14 protein-coding genes are annotated in these 14,855 nt (G+C 48.1%); 6 read left to right on the top strand and 8 right to left on the bottom strand.

Features of this window, described 5'->3' with window-relative positions; all coding sequences use genetic code 11:
• The first annotated feature begins 130 nt into the window (after positions 1 to 130).
• Positions 131 to 739 (top strand): hypothetical protein, encoded by a 609-nt coding sequence (locus WFI24_RS07560; RefSeq protein ID WP_336759771.1) that lies wholly within the window; start codon positions 131 to 133, stop codon positions 737 to 739.
• Between the two features lie 133 nt (positions 740 to 872).
• On the opposite strand, the gene WFI24_RS07555 is transcribed toward WFI24_RS07560, so the two are convergent.
• Together WFI24_RS07555 and WFI24_RS07550 are read right to left on the bottom strand one after the other, a co-directional pair.
• A complete protein-coding gene (locus tag WFI24_RS07555; RefSeq protein WP_336759770.1) occupies positions 873 to 2,108 on the bottom strand; it encodes a multidrug effflux MFS transporter in 1,236 nt (411 codons plus the stop codon).
• A 6-nt stretch (positions 2,109 to 2,114) separates the two neighbouring features.
• Positions 2,115 to 2,858 (bottom strand): GTP pyrophosphokinase, encoded by a 744-nt coding sequence (locus tag WFI24_RS07550; RefSeq protein WP_062834047.1) that lies wholly within the window; start codon positions 2,856 to 2,858, stop codon positions 2,115 to 2,117.
• 223 nt (positions 2,859 to 3,081) lie between these two features.
• Here WFI24_RS07550 and WFI24_RS07545 point away from each other — a divergent pair, with 223 nt between their 5' ends.
• Together WFI24_RS07545 and WFI24_RS07540 are read left to right on the top strand one after the other, a co-directional pair.
• Entirely contained in the window at positions 3,082 to 3,981 is a 900-nt protein-coding gene (locus WFI24_RS07545) for an alpha/beta hydrolase family protein (protein ID WP_336759769.1), read from the top strand.
• A gap of 83 nt (positions 3,982 to 4,064) precedes the next feature.
• Positions 4,065 to 4,784 (top strand): YoaK family protein, encoded by a 720-nt coding sequence (locus WFI24_RS07540; RefSeq protein WP_336759768.1) that lies wholly within the window; start codon positions 4,065 to 4,067, stop codon positions 4,782 to 4,784.
• Positions 4,785 to 4,828: 44 nt separating this feature from the next.
• On the opposite strand, the gene WFI24_RS07535 is transcribed toward WFI24_RS07540, so the two are convergent.
• A complete protein-coding gene (locus tag WFI24_RS07535) occupies positions 4,829 to 5,725 on the bottom strand; it encodes a LysR family transcriptional regulator (RefSeq protein ID WP_336759767.1) in 897 nt (298 codons plus the stop codon).
• A 139-nt stretch (positions 5,726 to 5,864) separates the two neighbouring features.
• Here WFI24_RS07535 and WFI24_RS07530 point away from each other — a divergent pair, with 139 nt between their 5' ends.
• The 3 genes from WFI24_RS07530 (at position 5,865) to WFI24_RS07520 (ending at position 9,215) form a co-directional block, all read left to right on the top strand.
• On the top strand, positions 5,865 to 6,569 hold the full coding sequence (locus WFI24_RS07530; RefSeq protein WP_336759766.1) for an O-methyltransferase: 705 nt from the start codon (positions 5,865 to 5,867) through the stop codon (positions 6,567 to 6,569).
• Between the two features lie 77 nt (positions 6,570 to 6,646).
• Positions 6,647 to 7,954, top strand: coding sequence for an MFS transporter (locus tag WFI24_RS07525; protein WP_336759765.1), 1,308 nt, complete (start codon positions 6,647 to 6,649; stop codon positions 7,952 to 7,954).
• A 145-nt stretch (positions 7,955 to 8,099) separates the two neighbouring features.
• A complete protein-coding gene (locus WFI24_RS07520; protein ID WP_336759764.1) occupies positions 8,100 to 9,215 on the top strand; it encodes an AbrB family transcriptional regulator in 1,116 nt (371 codons plus the stop codon).
• Between the two features lie 102 nt (positions 9,216 to 9,317).
• On the opposite strand, the gene WFI24_RS07515 is transcribed toward WFI24_RS07520, so the two are convergent.
• The 5 genes from WFI24_RS07515 to treC all read right to left on the bottom strand — a co-directional run bounded on the left by WFI24_RS07515 (position 9,318) and on the right by treC (position 14,810).
• A complete protein-coding gene (locus tag WFI24_RS07515) occupies positions 9,318 to 9,521 on the bottom strand; it encodes a hypothetical protein (RefSeq protein ID WP_145318209.1) in 204 nt (67 codons plus the stop codon).
• Positions 9,522 to 9,597: 76 nt separating this feature from the next.
• Positions 9,598 to 9,861 carry a YkgJ family cysteine cluster protein gene (locus WFI24_RS07510; RefSeq protein WP_017688873.1) on the bottom strand — a complete coding sequence of 88 codons (264 nt, stop codon included), beginning with the start codon at positions 9,859 to 9,861 and terminating at the stop codon, positions 9,598 to 9,600.
• Positions 9,862 to 9,964: 103 nt separating this feature from the next.
• On the bottom strand, positions 9,965 to 10,813 hold the full coding sequence (locus WFI24_RS07505; RefSeq protein WP_336759763.1) for a chemotaxis protein: 849 nt from the start codon (positions 10,811 to 10,813) through the stop codon (positions 9,965 to 9,967).
• A gap of 228 nt (positions 10,814 to 11,041) precedes the next feature.
• Positions 11,042 to 13,060 carry a PTS system trehalose-specific EIIBC component gene (gene treP / locus WFI24_RS07500; protein ID WP_336759762.1) on the bottom strand — a complete coding sequence of 673 codons (2,019 nt, stop codon included), beginning with the start codon at positions 13,058 to 13,060 and terminating at the stop codon, positions 11,042 to 11,044.
• A gap of 28 nt (positions 13,061 to 13,088) precedes the next feature.
• Complete coding sequence (gene treC / locus WFI24_RS07495) at positions 13,089 to 14,810, bottom strand: alpha,alpha-phosphotrehalase (protein WP_336759761.1); 1,722 nt, start codon at positions 14,808 to 14,810, stop codon at positions 13,089 to 13,091.
• Between the last annotated feature and the right edge of the window lie 45 nt (positions 14,811 to 14,855).

The raw sequence follows: 14,855 nt of genomic DNA, 5'->3' as shown, positions 1-14,855 counted from the left end.
CTCTCCGTTTTGTGTAAATGATTAGTTCAACTATATAGATCATATAAAATCTTCTTGACGGCACTCACATATAGGCGGATGCCGCCATATGCTGAATGCAGAATACGATGACAGGAAGGATGTTCTGTACATGAGTTACGTATATAACCCTTATCTAAGCTACGGAGAAGACCGTTCATTTCAACTGCCCCCACTGTTCCCAGGGGGTGGAGGTGGCGGCACACCGGGTGGTCCGACGTTTCCTGGTGTACCTGGCGGCCAAGGTTCCTATCCTCCATTCATTCCAGGCGGCGGAACAGGTCCATATTTCCCCGGAGGCATTCCAGGTACAATCCCGGGGACAGCACCGGGCTTACCTGCACAACTGGCACAAGGCAATCTGCCCACCCTGCTCAGTGCCTATCCTCGTCCGGTAGGTCAGCCTCCGGCAGAGATGCTTTTTCTGTATAACCTGATCAAAAGCAGCCCAGGTCTGCTCCCGCTCTTCCTTCAGCAACAGCCGCAAAGTCTGACTCAAGCTGTACAATTTGCACAGACTGGTGCAGCCGCACCTCGGGATACCGAAGCACGCGCTCTGCCCAACTTTTGCTACAACCGATGGTCTCTTGTGTTCACTTACAGTGATGTCTACCTGATGTGGCCTGCCATTAATCTGTTTGGTTTTGTGGTTGGATACTTCTATCCATTCCTTACGCCAGGTATTTTGTTGAATACACAAATTTTGTTCGCGCTCTGCTGATCCTGTCCTTACTTACAGCAAGAGCCCCACGTGGAAGCATGATTCCTTCCAGGCGGGGCTCTTATTCTTTTAACCTGAAGTAGCCTTTACATATCTAAACTCCACAAAAGCAAAACGTACAAGATCAGTACATTTAACTCAATGCTTGATCGTTCTGGCGCTTCCTGCCTTTACTGACCATTAGGAAGTAGATCACCAAGGCACCGAGATCAGCACACGCGATAACGATTCCCATCGGCACAGCTGTACCTTCTCCTCCAAGACCTACAAGCGGAGCGACAATACCTCCGAACAGGAACGTCATCACTCCGATAAGCGCAGACGCACTGCCTGCCGACTTCTCCTGATTGGCCATAGCCAGGGCGAAGGAAGCGGTATTGACCAGCCCGACACTGGATACCACCAGAAATAACGGAATCAGCACAGAGATCAGATTACCTCCAGCCAGAATGGCGATGAGCAGTGAGGTTCCTCCCACTGCCGCGGTTAGCAGCCCTGCGATTAATAGGCGAGTCTCTGATACCTTTCCTGCAAGTCTGCCGGCAATCTGACTGGCCAGAATAATACCTAGCCCGTTAATGGCGAAGCAGACACTGAACATTTGCGGGGATACCCCGTATATCTTCTGAAGCACAAACGGCGAACCTGATATGTAGGCAAACATGCCAGCAGCTACAAACCCCTGGGTCAGCGCATAACCCATAAACTGACGATCCCCTGCGATTTTGCGAAACGTAATCAAGGTCTGCTTCAGTCCCCCGCTTGATCTGCGGCTGGAAGGCAGTGTCTCCCCTAGACCGAAAATGACAGCAAACAGCGTCAATATGCCTATGAGGCTGAGCAAAATAAATACCCCGCGCCAAGAGGTATACGTCAACAATTGTCCACCAATGATCGGTGCAGCAATCGGGGCTACGCCGTTAATCAGCATTAACAGGGAGAAGAATCGTGTCAGTTCGGGACCTGAGTATACGTCTCTGACAATCGCACGCGAGATTACAATCCCGGCTGCTCCGGCCACTCCCTGAATGAATCGCAGCACAACAAAAGAGCCCATCGTAGGGCTGACCAGGCAGAGTATGGACGCGATGGTATAGAGCACAAGCCCTGCAATAAGCGGAATTCGCCGACCACGTACATCACTTAGAGGTCCGGCAAGCAACTGTCCCACTGCAAGTCCAATCATACACGCCGTCAGACTAAGTTGAGCATACGAGGTAGATGAACCGAACTCTTCAGCCAGCGTAGGCAATGCGGGCAGATACATATCCAGGGACAAGGGCCCGAAGGCCGACAATGTCCCCAGAATTAAAGCCATCCGCACACGAGATGTGGAGTTTGTGTTCAATGAAGCTGTTTTACTATTCATCGAGTACTACTCCCCGCTCCCCAGCAGCTTGAGCAAGTTGGAAGGCAGTGTGAACTGTTGATTGTTAATAATAATACGACGCAACTCTTCTTCATCCCGCTCGTTCTCAGCATCCTTGATCTCCTGAATTTCCCGGTGAAGTCGCTCCATCTGTTGATCCAGTGCGTTCGCCGAATCTGCCGCACTTTTGAGTTCCCTGGTCAAATGCTCGGGAACATCCTTATTGTATTTATAAAAAATCTTATGCTCCAGACTCGCCCAGAAATCCATTGCGATTGTACGGATCTGGATCTCCACACAAGCTCGCTCCTCACCATTGGACATGTACACAGGCACTTCCACCAGAAGGTGAAGACTTTGGTAGCCGTTTGGCTTCGGATTCTCGATGTAGTCTTTGACCTCCAGTACACGCAGGTCACTCTGGTTGCACAGCATATCCTTAATGCGATAGATATCCGAGATAAATGAACATGTAATCCGTACTCCCGCGATATCCTTGATATTCTGCTTGATACTCTCAAACGTTAACTCATGATTTTTACGGAACATCTTGTTCATAATGCTCTCAGGTGACTTCAGTCTGGACTTCGTATGCTCAATTGGACTGTAATCATGCAGCGACTGGAATTCTTCCTTCAGTACTTCAATCTTGGTCTCCATTTGATCCAGAGCAAATTTATAGATCATCATAAATCTGGTAATTTCATATTTGAATTTCTTGAATTGATCGATTGGATGTGGAGCGTTCATCATAGCTTTCTCCCTTTCTTTCTGCACACTAAAATTAGTTTTATAAAAATGAGGACAGCGGTCAATGCATATGCCTCCTGAACCATTATAAATCATATGGAGCCAATAAACGAATTTCTCACATTTGGGCTGGCTATTCTGCCTGGAAGGTATGGGAACTTATTTTACGCGCATCATATAGAAGCATCCCTGTCATTTGGCCTGTTATTACCGATGAAAGAGGTTGATTTTCCTGCTCTATCAAGTGACGTACTCGTCCGATAAGCTTAGAGTTAAAGCCTATTTATTCCTGCCACACGGCTGTTCGTTATCTGCTCTCACAGCATACGGAACTTCTCATCCCTTCTCTGGCTCCTCTACCTTACCGGACTTCGTTTCCAATGAAAAGTCTCTACATCTACAACCACTCGCCAGCCACTACCCTGCTGTAAGAATGCACGCTACGGGTAACACACTGGAACAGTGGCCGGTGCTAATCTATTGTCGCGGCGGACTTGGCAGCTATGGCGGGGTGAATACTGTTTGGCTTGAGCAATTTGTACAGAAAGGTTATATTGTGTTCGCTCCATCCTATCGTGGCAACGAAGGCGGTGAGGGGCGTGACGAGTATGGCGGAAGAGATGCAGAAGACGTGCATGCCGCTTACCGGTTGGTGCAACGTTTGCCTTTTGCCGACCCGACTCGGATATCGCTGATGGGGTTCTCCCGTGGAGCCATTAATGCGGTACATACAGCAACTACCTATAATGATGGGCCAGACAAAGTACATAAGTTAGTCCTATGGAGCGGTGTCGCCGATGTGGAACGCACGTATCATGAACGAACCGACCTGAGACGTACATTGAAAAGGGTGCTCGGTGGTTCCCCCCGTACGGTTCCGGAAGCATATCTTGCCCGTTCCCCTTTGTCGAATGCAAACAAACTATCCTGCCCCGTGCTGATCATGCACGGCACATCGGATACGCAGGTGAATTACAGTCATGGCACCCGGATGTACCACTGGCTGAAGCGCCGGGGCGCTAACGTTACGTTTCACGCCTATGGCGGGCAGGATCATCATTTTCACCAGAGAATACATGAGTCAGCGGTGAATAATATGTTTGACTGGCTTGCGGCGCCGTAGCCCTGAGCCATGAACTTCATTTTGAAGAATCATGCGATATGGCTGTATACTGGAGGGGTTACGTTTTTTTTGAAAGGACGGATATGATGAATCAAAGCACCCTCCAAAAGTACTCCATGCTCCTTCTATGTATGTCTGCGGGGATGGTCGATCTGATTGGATATTTGGGACTGGGACACGTACTCACAGCCAATATGACGGGGAATATTGTACTGCTCGGTATTGCCATCGCCCGTGCTCAGGAATTTGTCGTGCTGCGTTCGCTCCTAGCCCTCATCGGCTTTATTGCTGGCAATGCCATTGCCGCACACATGATCGGTCATGTGCATACCAAAAATGGCTGGTCTTCTCGAGTCACTTCTGTATTCACTGTTGAGAGCATATTGCTCCTGCTGTTCGCGATCGCCATGATTAGTCCATACTCAGAACAACTGTCCTATCTGTTGATTGTCATACTAGCCATTGCAATGGGTATGCAAACAACTGCGGCGCGCCGCATTGGAATTGCTGGTATCTCAACAACCGTGCTTACCAATAATCTGGCCGCTGTGGTAGAAGATACCGTAAGCATTCTTAGAAGGCTGCGACATGCCAATATTCGAACACTGGCCAAAGCCCTGTCTTCAGACTCCTACCTTCGCGCAGGTGCAGTTGTTATCTATCTGGTCGGCGTCATTGTTGCCGCATTGCTGTTCCACCGTGTGCCCATGATCGCAGTCTGGATTCCGGTCCTGATCATTGGCGGTGTAACCCTGTACGCCCGATTACACGCATGGGGAACGTCACAACAAAGCGAAGGCTAATAGCCAAAAAGTAACCTATTCATTTTTAAGTACAATCGCACTTTTTATTTCATCAAAGCCGCCTCTTGGCGGATTAGCTTGACGAGATGCTGTGCAGCAGGTGACAACACTTCCCCGGCTCGTGTACATACGGCAACCGTATTTCTCAGCTGTACACCTCGAACGTACACACGGGCCAGCCTGCCTTGCAGTACATCTTCCTTCACAACCAAAGAAGATATAAAGTTGGCTCCATAACCTGCCTTCACTGCACTGATCGTTTCGTTCAGCCCGTTGAACTGAAGCGCAATGCGGGGAGCAGCCAGGTTATTTGTTGTGCACAGGGAAACCAGTCGCTCACGCGTGGCACTGCCTTCTTCACGCATGATGAACGGTTCTGCCACCATCTCATGCAGCTCAATTTCTTTGCCTGCATAAGGATGGTTGGGGTGAACTACAAACCACATCTCATCCTCTAACAATTCGTCCCATTGGACACCCGCATGTGTGATTCCACTTCCACCATATACTGCAATCTCTGCCTCGTAGCGAAGCAATTGGTCAAAAGCCATCTGGGTGTTTGTTGTGCTCACAACGAGCTCCACATCCTCATGCATTTGCTTGAACCGCGCAATCCAGGCTGGCAGCAGAAAATTCGAAGGTAAGTAAGTTGCCGTAAGTCGTATAAGTCCTTTCTTGCCCTCCCGAAAATCCTGCACAAAATTCTCGACATCCTGCTCCAGCATGAACAGACGCTCGGCATAACCTGTTAACTGCATCCCAGCATCCGTGAGCACCAACCTCCTTCCCTCTGAAGCAAAAAGCTGGATTCCCAGTTCTCGCTCAAACTTCTTCACCTGGGAAGATACCGCCGGTTGACTAATATTAAGTTCTTCTGCGGCACGAGTGACCCCGCCATATCTCACAATTGCATGAAATAATCGCAATCCATGCAGATTCATGCGCTACACCTCTTCCACGTCTAATATATAATCTACAGTTATATTAACATACATAATATATATTTTATTTATACGTCCATTCCATCTATAGTTGAATTATGAAATCAAATACAAGATACAAGGAAAGGAACATGTGAAGATGAAAAATACAAATACAACCGACCTGCAGCATACCTGGTCTCAAGTCGACGACTACATGAATGATCTGCTAATCCCCTCGGATGCCCTGCTCGAACTTACACTGCAAGCCAATGCCGATGCTGGATTACCCGCTCATGACGTAACACCGAATCAAGGGAAGCTACTTCAACTTTTACTTCAAATCCAAGGAGCAGCCCGAGTGCTTGAAATCGGCACATTGGGTGGATACAGTACCATCTGGATGGCAAGAGCCCTGCCTGAACAAGGACACATCGTCTCACTGGAATCCGAACCACGCCATGCGGACTTGGCACGAGCCAATCTTGCACGTGCAGGACTTCTGCATAAGGTTGACCTGAGAGTCGGTCCTGCCCTGACCACCCTTCCTGATGTTCAGGAAGAATACAGGGAGCCGTTTGATATGATCTTTATCGATGCTGACAAACCCAGTAATCCCGATTATCTGAGATGGGCCCTTCGCCTGACTCGGCCGGGGAGTCTGATTATTGGTGATAATATCGTCAGGGACGGTGAAGTGATCCGCGCAGACAGCACAGACCCGAGAGTTCAAGGCGTTCGATCATTCCTTCAATTGATCGGTGATCACCCCCGGCTAGAAGCTACAGCACTGCAAACAGTCGGTAGCAAAGGTTACGATGGGTTCGTCATCGCTCGTGTAATGGATGTCCCTGAACCAAAATAAACAGTGGTCAATTCTTCCGCAAATTCCCCTTTCCTGTTAAACTGGAATCACTGTACAGTCAGACTGGGGGGAACCACTTGAGAGTTTTACGACAGATTCATGCTGAAATTCGCGGCTGGTCCCGCAATATTCAACTTTTTTTCCTGGCAAGCATTCTGTATCAGATCGGAAATGGCATGTTCTCTGTCTTGTACAATCTGTATATTCAGGGTCTGGGCTATAATGATACAATGAACGGCCAGATTGTAAGTATTCAATCACTCGCAACAGCCATTATGTTTGTTCCTATTGGTCTATGCGGTGATCTGTTCAGCCGCAAGCGGCTTCTCATTACCGGAGCGTTATTCAGCGGTATCTTTCTGATCGGACGCTCCTTCGATTATTCGGCTACCGGACTGATCTGGTTCGCGGTGTTCTCTGGCCTTTTCGCAGGTGTATTCCAGGTACTAGCCATTCCTTATCTGGCGGAAAACGTCAAGAAAAGCCAGCGGCTGAAGATGTTCAGTTATTATTCATCCCTTGTGCTGGCTTCCCAGGTTCTTGGCAGCCTGGGTGGCGGCGTATTCGCAGATTTGCTACATACGGCAGGACTCGCCAAAGTGACCGGATTACAGACCGTTTTATTTGTCGGCGGTGCAGCAACGCTTGCTGCGTTTATTCCACTGTTATTTGTAACCGAAGGCAAGGCTGCTCCGCAGACCACAACTCCGGCGCAACCCGTTCTTCAACCCGAAGCGGATCCAAAGAATAATTCAACGAATACGCCAAGCACGAATGATTTAATCACGAAGAAAAAGGATTCCCGACTGATTGGTCAGTTTGTAGTAACCCAGTTATTAATCGGATTAGGTTCAGGATTGGTTGTACCTTATCTGAATCTGTATTTCACCAATCGATTCTCGGTTTCTCTAAGCGGCATGAGCTTGCTGATTGCACTCGGCCAGATTATGACGATTGTATCCATGCTGATTGGCCCTACCCTGGCGGCAAAAGTCGGGAGCGTACGAGCCGTTGTTATTTTCCAGGTCATGTCGCTGCCCTTCCTTCTATTAACAGGTTTCACCAATCTGTTGTTTATCGCTTCAGTTAGTTTTTTATTCAGGCAAGCATTGATGAATGCAGCCAATCCCATTCACTCCGCCATACTCGTGGATCGAATCTCGGACAAACGCCGCGGGATTGCCAATTCACTGATGCAGACCTCGTTCATGATTGGTTGGGCTACCATGGGACCTGTACAATCCTATCTGGTCACTACATACGGAACGTACTGGGGTTACGCGATCACATTCAGCATCACAGGCTGTCTATACGTTATTTCATCGTTGATGTACTTTGTCATGTTCAAAGAACCCAAACCTTCCGCTCTCGCACAAGAATCATGAGCTGGACAGAAGTAGTCCGGTTGTTCCGTGGATAACGCATTGTATCTCATCATCAGGAGTGATCATACATGAACTTGAATCTTTCATTGAACCTGAATGCATACCTGAATCTCATACCACCTCATTCAACCGGTAGGCTAAACGGATGGAACTGATGCGCAAGCTCGGTTCCCACGTTGTCTTTCGGTTTTTTCTTAGTCTGATTGTCTCAGTTCTTGGCGGATTGCTGTTCACAGTCATTCATACACCGATCCCGTGGTTGCTCGGGCCAATGGTATTTATGCTGCTTGGCTCCCAAGTCGCCAAATGGCCGCTCATGTGGCCTGCCTCCATTCGGGACTATGGCATTCTGATTGTTGGTTATTCGATTGGACTCACCTTAACAAAAGAGGCCCTGCATGGCATCCTGCAACAACTTCCCATGATGCTGCTGATGACCTTGCTGTTAATCGGATTGTGTGTGCTTACGGCCTACATCGCATCGAAAGTGACTGACTTTGACTTTCCTTCGTTGCTGGTTGGCAGCATTCCCGGAGGACTATCCCAGATGATTTCCCTTGCAGAAGAGATGAAAGCCATCAATCTGACGCTGGTTACCTTTTTACAGGTGACTCGGCTGATCATGATTGTCTTCTGTGTTCCGTTCTTGCTGTTCAGTCCATGGATTGGAGGTACCTTAGGTGCTGGGTCGGATCAGCCGTTCCATGATGTAGCGACATGGGGTGCCCTTTTTCCCGAGATTCTCCTCTATGCTCCGCTCTGTGTAGCGGGAGCGTGGGTTGCACGCAAACTCCGGTTTCCGACAGCCTTTATGTTGGGTCCCATGATTGTTATGTGTATCATTCAATTAAGCACAACGATGGACACGTCCAATCTGCCAACCTCTCTGTTAAACGTTTCGCAATTAATGATTGGCAGTCACGTTGGACTGATGCTTAAGCCGGAACAGTTGCAACGTAAAACGCAGACGGTAACCCTAGCAGTGATAAGCAGTATACTGCTCATTGCAGGTGCGCTTGGTTTGAGTTTTCTATTAATGAATGTGTTCTCCCTTTCGGCGGCTACCTCTCTACTCAGTATGGCCCCTGGTGGGATGGATCAGATGAGTATCATGGCACATGAAGTCAATGCTGACCTTTCGGTTGTATCCGGGTATCAATTGTTCCGCATCCTGTTTATTTTCTTCATCGTCTCTTCCGTATTGAAGATGATTCTCGTACATATGTTGAAAGAAAAGAAAGCTGAGCCCTCACTTCAATGATTTTATTTCGTCCATTCCATGACAAATAGAGTATCCACTCACATCCTGCGGATACTCTCTTTTACTTGTACAGGCTCATTCAATTTTAAGTCAAATGATTACTTATGAATAGATTCGGTTGTACATCCAGCCCACAATACCCACCGTAACTACCGCTGCCCCAATAATAAATGCATAATACCCAATCTTGCTCTTGGGCTCCGAAGTCTGATGGTCATAATAGTCCGAGTTACGTCGGTAAAACCCCATCCATAACTCTCCGATCATATTCACAACAACCAATACAAAACGTTTAACAAGCCCCATTGTATTCGCGTCCCCTCTCTCTGATCGACCTTCTTCCATATTAAGTATAATTATCTGAATTAATTAAAAAACCTACTCATATTACCTTTGGTGCAGTTTCTTGCTCCAACCAGGTTAGAATATCAAATGCTTCCTGATCGGTGCTACCACACATCTCTTCCTCTGCTTGCAATCCACTGCATACCGCAGGACGATCTTTTTGACCAAAAATTCCGCAGCGATTATCATCCGTAAGCTGCACACAGCGTACACCTGCCGGCTTGCCATGAGCCATGCCCGGTATCGGTGATGATATCGAAATCGCGATACAACATGCGGCACAGCCTGTCCTGCATTCCATATTTATTTCCTCCTAATTTTAAAACTTATAGTACTTACAATACGTGTTCAAAAAGATCGGTTTTCAGTACCAAGAAGATGGGATAAAGCTAGAACCTCTTATATTATGAACGATTTACCCAGGTCCAGGTTCGGGCCAGACCCTGCGCGATTCTCCGATTCATGCTTGAGTTGGAGAAATAACCTCCATGACTTAACGGATTCCAGCTCAAGGCCAAGCCGCCAGAGTTCACTTCAATGTCTTCTTTCACCGCTTTCTCATAAGCCGGATCAATGGGACGCAGCGGATAACCCAGAATATCGTCCCGATCATAGAAGTTCACCCATTCGCCTTCCAAGCCGGCAAAATATTGATTCACATGGGAAGAGGGCACCTGAATCGGACAGCTAAAGTCATGGTAGCGTAGACTCCACAAGGGCAGTGTTGTACCAAATGAGTAAAAGTTGGTCAGGGTGTCCCCCCGCTCCAGTGCCGAGTTCACATCCACAATCTCAGGAACGCGACTGGACGGATATTGCAGATCGTAGAAGAAGTTACTGGCGATTACGGCACCCAAACTATGGGCAACCACACAGAGCGGAGCTTCCGGTCCATTACGCTGTGCAAGGGTATGCATCGCCTGATTCAACGTTCGATGTACGGCATCATAGTTATGGCCTTGATTTTCCACCGGTTGATAAGCAACCGCATCAGCCAGGTAATGGATGACAAATCGGCGCAACGCCTGAAAGTTCAATCCCGGAGAGCTGACGAGCTGTTGAAAGAGCGCCTCTTCCCGCTCCTCAAATACATCCGCCCAATATACAGGTTCGATATCCAGCATCTGTTTGGAGGCTCCAGGCAAAACCATCACCTTGTCCAGTTCCTTATGCAAACAAGCGATCAGCTTGTCCGCGTACCCATCCTTCCGCATACCCAGCCCATGAATGACCATCACCGCAATACGTGTCATGGCTCTCCTCCTCATCAATTAACCAGGAACTCTTTCTCCACCATATGAACGCCACTACTCGAACATGCCTGTAGCATGCTTAGTCAGACGATGCATTCTATCCACCATTATTTTAAAAATGTGATTCTTCCATTTTATATACAGTTTACCATGATCGTCATGAAAATAACGATCATACAGCAAAAAGGAGCTGCATATCACGCAGCCCCTTCTTGTTGTTGTATTCAATTAACCTTTCAGATGAACCTTCAACACACCATTTTGATTAGATGTAACATCACCTGTCGTGACTTCCACCCGTTCAACCATATCTTGACCATCTGGAATAATAATCGGTGTAATCAACGGATATCCCGCATCTTCAATTACTTTACGATCGAATTCCAACAGCTTTTGTCCAGCTTTTACATGCTCGCCAGCTTCGACATGCATATTGAAACCTTCACCCTTGAGTGATACCGTATTGATCCCCACATGGATCAGCACCTGTAAACCACTCGCATGTTCAAGAATCACCGCATGTTTACTCTTAATCACATGAGCTACCTGAGCATCAAACGGAGCAACAACAACGTTGCCGGAGGGCTCAATTGCTACACCCTCACCCATTTGTTTTTCGGCAAAAGCCGGATCAGGCACTTGCTCCAGTGATACGGCCTGCCCTGTTAAAGGTGCCATGATTTCCAGTGTATTCACGGCCTCATTCCCTACTTGAGCCGCACGACGTGTGCGCTGGTTCGAGTCTGTATTTGTAGTCGAAGTACTTACTCCTGAAGCAGATTGTGATGTCACCGCTTTGGACTCCGTACCCGTACCATTGCTTTCACTACGATCTTCTTTTCTCATTTTGGCTCTGCCAAAAAGGACGGTCAGTACAAATGGTACAACCAGAACAATCGCCATGCCGATGAAGAAGACGCCCCACTTGTTAGGGAAAATCGACAGGAAACCCGGTACGCCACCTACACCAATGGAGGTTGCCTGAACATTGTTCATCGTCAGCAGCACACCATCAATAGCGGAACCAACCATACCGAAGATAAACGGATAACGATAACGGATATTCACGCCGAAGATCGCCGGCTCGGTTACCCCGAGGAAGGCCGACACCGAGGACGTTGCCGCAAGTCCTCTCATTTTCTTCTCACGCAGGACAAGCATCATGGCAAGTGCCGCTGAACCCTGTGCGATATTGGACAATGCCAGCATCGGCCACAGGAATGTACCGCCCTGACTACCAATGAGCTGCACATCTACCGCGAGGAAGGTGTGATGCATACCGGTGATAACCAGCAAAGCGTACAAACCACCGTAGATCAGACCACCCAGAGCCGCGTATGAATCATAAACATAGATCAAGCCGGATGTGATCGCATTCGCAATGGCGAATGTCACTGGCCCAATGATCGTAAAGGCCAAGAATCCGGTAATCAGCAACGTGACTGGTGCAACGACCAGCAGTTTAATCGAATCATGTACCCTTTTATTGAGGAAAATCTCCATCTTCGCAAGCAGATAGGCCGATACCAGTACCGGCAGAACCTGCCCTTGATAACCGATCTTCTCAATCTCCCAACCAAACAAATTCCATGTTGGCACTGTACCTTCATTTACGGCATCAGCATAACCATATGCACTCAGCAGATCGGGATGTACCAGAATGAGACCGAGCACGATCCCGAGCAGCGGACTGCCGCCGAACCTTTTTACAGCTGCCCAACCGATTAGAGCCGGCAGGAACGTAAAGGCTGTACTCGCGATCGTATTAATAATGGAAGCAAGATCCTTCCATGCTGGATAGACATCGACCAGTGATTTTCCGTCAAAGAAAATGCCTGGACCTGTCAGAATATTGTTAATACCCAGCAACAGACCTGCCGTGATGATCGCTGGCAAGATGGGGATGAATATATCCGAGAGTGTTTTGATGGCTCGCTGGATTGGATTTTGCTTTTTACCAGCAACGGCCTTCACATCATCCTTGGAAGAACGATCTCCCCCGGTAATCTGAATCATCTCATCATAGACCTTATCCACCAGACCAGGCCCGATAACGACCTGGAATTGTCCTTGAGAAGAGAACTGTCCTTTGACCAGGTCATTCTGATCCAGACTTTCGGTATCCACTTTACTCTCATCGTATAAGGCAAACCGGAGTCGTGTAACACAGTGTGTAGCAGCCTCAATATTCTCTTTACCGCCAACTGCTCGGACGATCTCCTCAACCTGTTTTTTATCGATTGCCATAGTGTCACTTCCTATTTATAAAATGGGATTAGTTCTGTTGTGGCACAAGCCACATATAGGATGCATACGGACTGAGGGAAATTTCCTCGGTCAGTGCAGGCGCTGCCTTCGTATTTCCGATGAGCAACTCTGCTGATTTGCCTGCAATGTGATCACTCCAGACCGCTTCCGGAAGCGAGAATGTGACGTCACGTTTACTGAAGTTTGATACGACAATCAGAGTTTCACTTCCATTGGTCCGTGCGTAAGCAAACACGTCTGGGTGTGCATCGTCCAGGCGTTCATACAGACCGTCGGTCAGTACGTTAACCTGTTTACGAAGGGCAATCAATTTGCGGTAGTGGTAGTAGATCGAATCCGGATCAGCCAACTGCTGTTCCACATGAATGGATGGGTATCTCTCATCCACTTTCAGCCAAGGTGTCCCCGTAGTGAAGCCGGCATTCTTACTCCCATTCCACTGCATCGGTGTCCGGGAGTTGTCTCGGGAACGCTCTTTTACAATGTTGAAAGCTTCTTCAGCGGATTTGCCTCGTTCTTCCTGAAGCAAGCGGTACATGTTCGTGGATTCGATATCGCGGAATTCGCTAACGTCATTCCAGACCGGATTCGGCATGCCGATCTCTTCACCCTGGTAGACATAAGGCGTACCTTGCATTCCGTGTATCGTTGTTGCAAGCATCTTGGCACTCTCGGCACGATAGTCACCATCATCGGCGAATCGGGACAGTGCTCGCGGCTGATCATGGTTGTTAAGGAACAGCGCGTTCCAGCCTCCACCAGCCTGCATACCTGTCTGCCACTCACTGAAGAGCTGCTTCATCGCTTCAAAATCATACGGCATCAGTTCCCATTTCTGACCATTCGGATAATCCACTTTCAGGTGGTGGAAGTTGAACGTCATTGAAAACTCACGGGAAGCAGGGTTCGAATATTGGATACAATGCTCCAGTGTTGTGGAGGACATCTCCCCTACAGTCACCATGTTGTAAGGCCCGAATACCTCTTCGTACATCTCGGTGATGTACTCATGCACACGCGGTCCATCCGTGTAGTATTTGCGTCCATCACCCGGTGACACGCTGCCATCATCATCAGGGAAACGCTGATCTTTGGAGATCAGGTTGATCACGTCCATACGGAAACCATCCACACCTTTTTCCGCCCAGAACTTGATCATATCGCGCACAGCTTTTCGTACTTCTTCATTCTCCCAATTCAGGTCTGCCTGCGTTTTATCAAATAAAGTCAGGAAATATTGTCCCGTCTGTTCATCGAACTGCCAAGCAGGTCCACCGAACTTCGATTGCCAGTTGTTCGGCACACCGCCATCCGGGGCAGGATCTTTCCAAATATAATAATCCCGATACGGATTATCCTTGGATGAACGGGATTGCTGGAACCATTCATGATCTGTCGAGGAGTGATTCACCACGATATCAATCATCAGTTTCATATCACGAGCCTTCAGACCTTTCAACAGTTCGTCAAAATCCTCCATCGTCCCATAATCCGGATTAATCCGATAATAGTCCGCTACGTCATACCCATTATCATGCTGCGGGGATACATATACCGGCTGCAACCATACAATATCGATACCCAGATGCTGCAAATAATCAAGCTTCTCGGTTAAACCGCGAATGTCTCCAGTGCCCGATCCGGTAGTGTCATTGAAGCTCTTCGGATATACCTGATACACCGTTGATGTCTTCCACCAAGATGACGGAGTTGTATGATTAGAACTCATGTTAACGCCTCCAATAAATTGTAATGCTTCATTCCATGTTCTCAA

It is taken from the genome of Paenibacillus sp. USHLN196, from assembly GCF_037144955.1.
Lineage (GTDB): Bacteria > Bacillota > Bacilli > Paenibacillales > Paenibacillaceae > Paenibacillus > Paenibacillus xylanexedens_C.
The sequence above is the reverse complement of the archived record's forward strand: the minus strand, read 5'-3'. Positions and strand labels throughout refer to the sequence as shown.

Coding starts and splice junctions, on each gene's coding strand:
- WFI24_RS07520 (WP_336759764.1), top strand. CDS start 8,100: ATGGAACTGATGCGCAAGCTCGGTTCCCACGTTGTCTTTCGGTTTTTT.
- WFI24_RS07560 (WP_336759771.1), top strand. CDS start 131: ATGAGTTACGTATATAACCCTTATCTAAGCTACGGAGAAGACCGTTCA.
- WFI24_RS07530 (WP_336759766.1), top strand. CDS start 5,865: ATGAAAAATACAAATACAACCGACCTGCAGCATACCTGGTCTCAAGTC.
- WFI24_RS07540 (WP_336759768.1), top strand. CDS start 4,065: ATGATGAATCAAAGCACCCTCCAAAAGTACTCCATGCTCCTTCTATGT.
- WFI24_RS07515 (WP_145318209.1), bottom strand. CDS start 9,521: ATGGGGCTTGTTAAACGTTTTGTATTGGTTGTTGTGAATATGATCGGA.
- WFI24_RS07505 (WP_336759763.1), bottom strand. CDS start 10,813: ATGACACGTATTGCGGTGATGGTCATTCATGGGCTGGGTATGCGGAAG.
- treC (WP_336759761.1), bottom strand. CDS start 14,810: ATGAGTTCTAATCATACAACTCCGTCATCTTGGTGGAAGACATCAACG.
- WFI24_RS07550 (WP_062834047.1), bottom strand. CDS start 2,858: ATGAACGCTCCACATCCAATCGATCAATTCAAGAAATTCAAATATGAA.
- WFI24_RS07510 (WP_017688873.1), bottom strand. CDS start 9,861: ATGGAATGCAGGACAGGCTGTGCCGCATGTTGTATCGCGATTTCGATA.
- treP (WP_336759762.1), bottom strand. CDS start 13,060: ATGGCAATCGATAAAAAACAGGTTGAGGAGATCGTCCGAGCAGTTGGC.
- WFI24_RS07555 (WP_336759770.1), bottom strand. CDS start 2,108: ATGAATAGTAAAACAGCTTCATTGAACACAAACTCCACATCTCGTGTG.
- WFI24_RS07535 (WP_336759767.1), bottom strand. CDS start 5,725: ATGAATCTGCATGGATTGCGATTATTTCATGCAATTGTGAGATATGGC.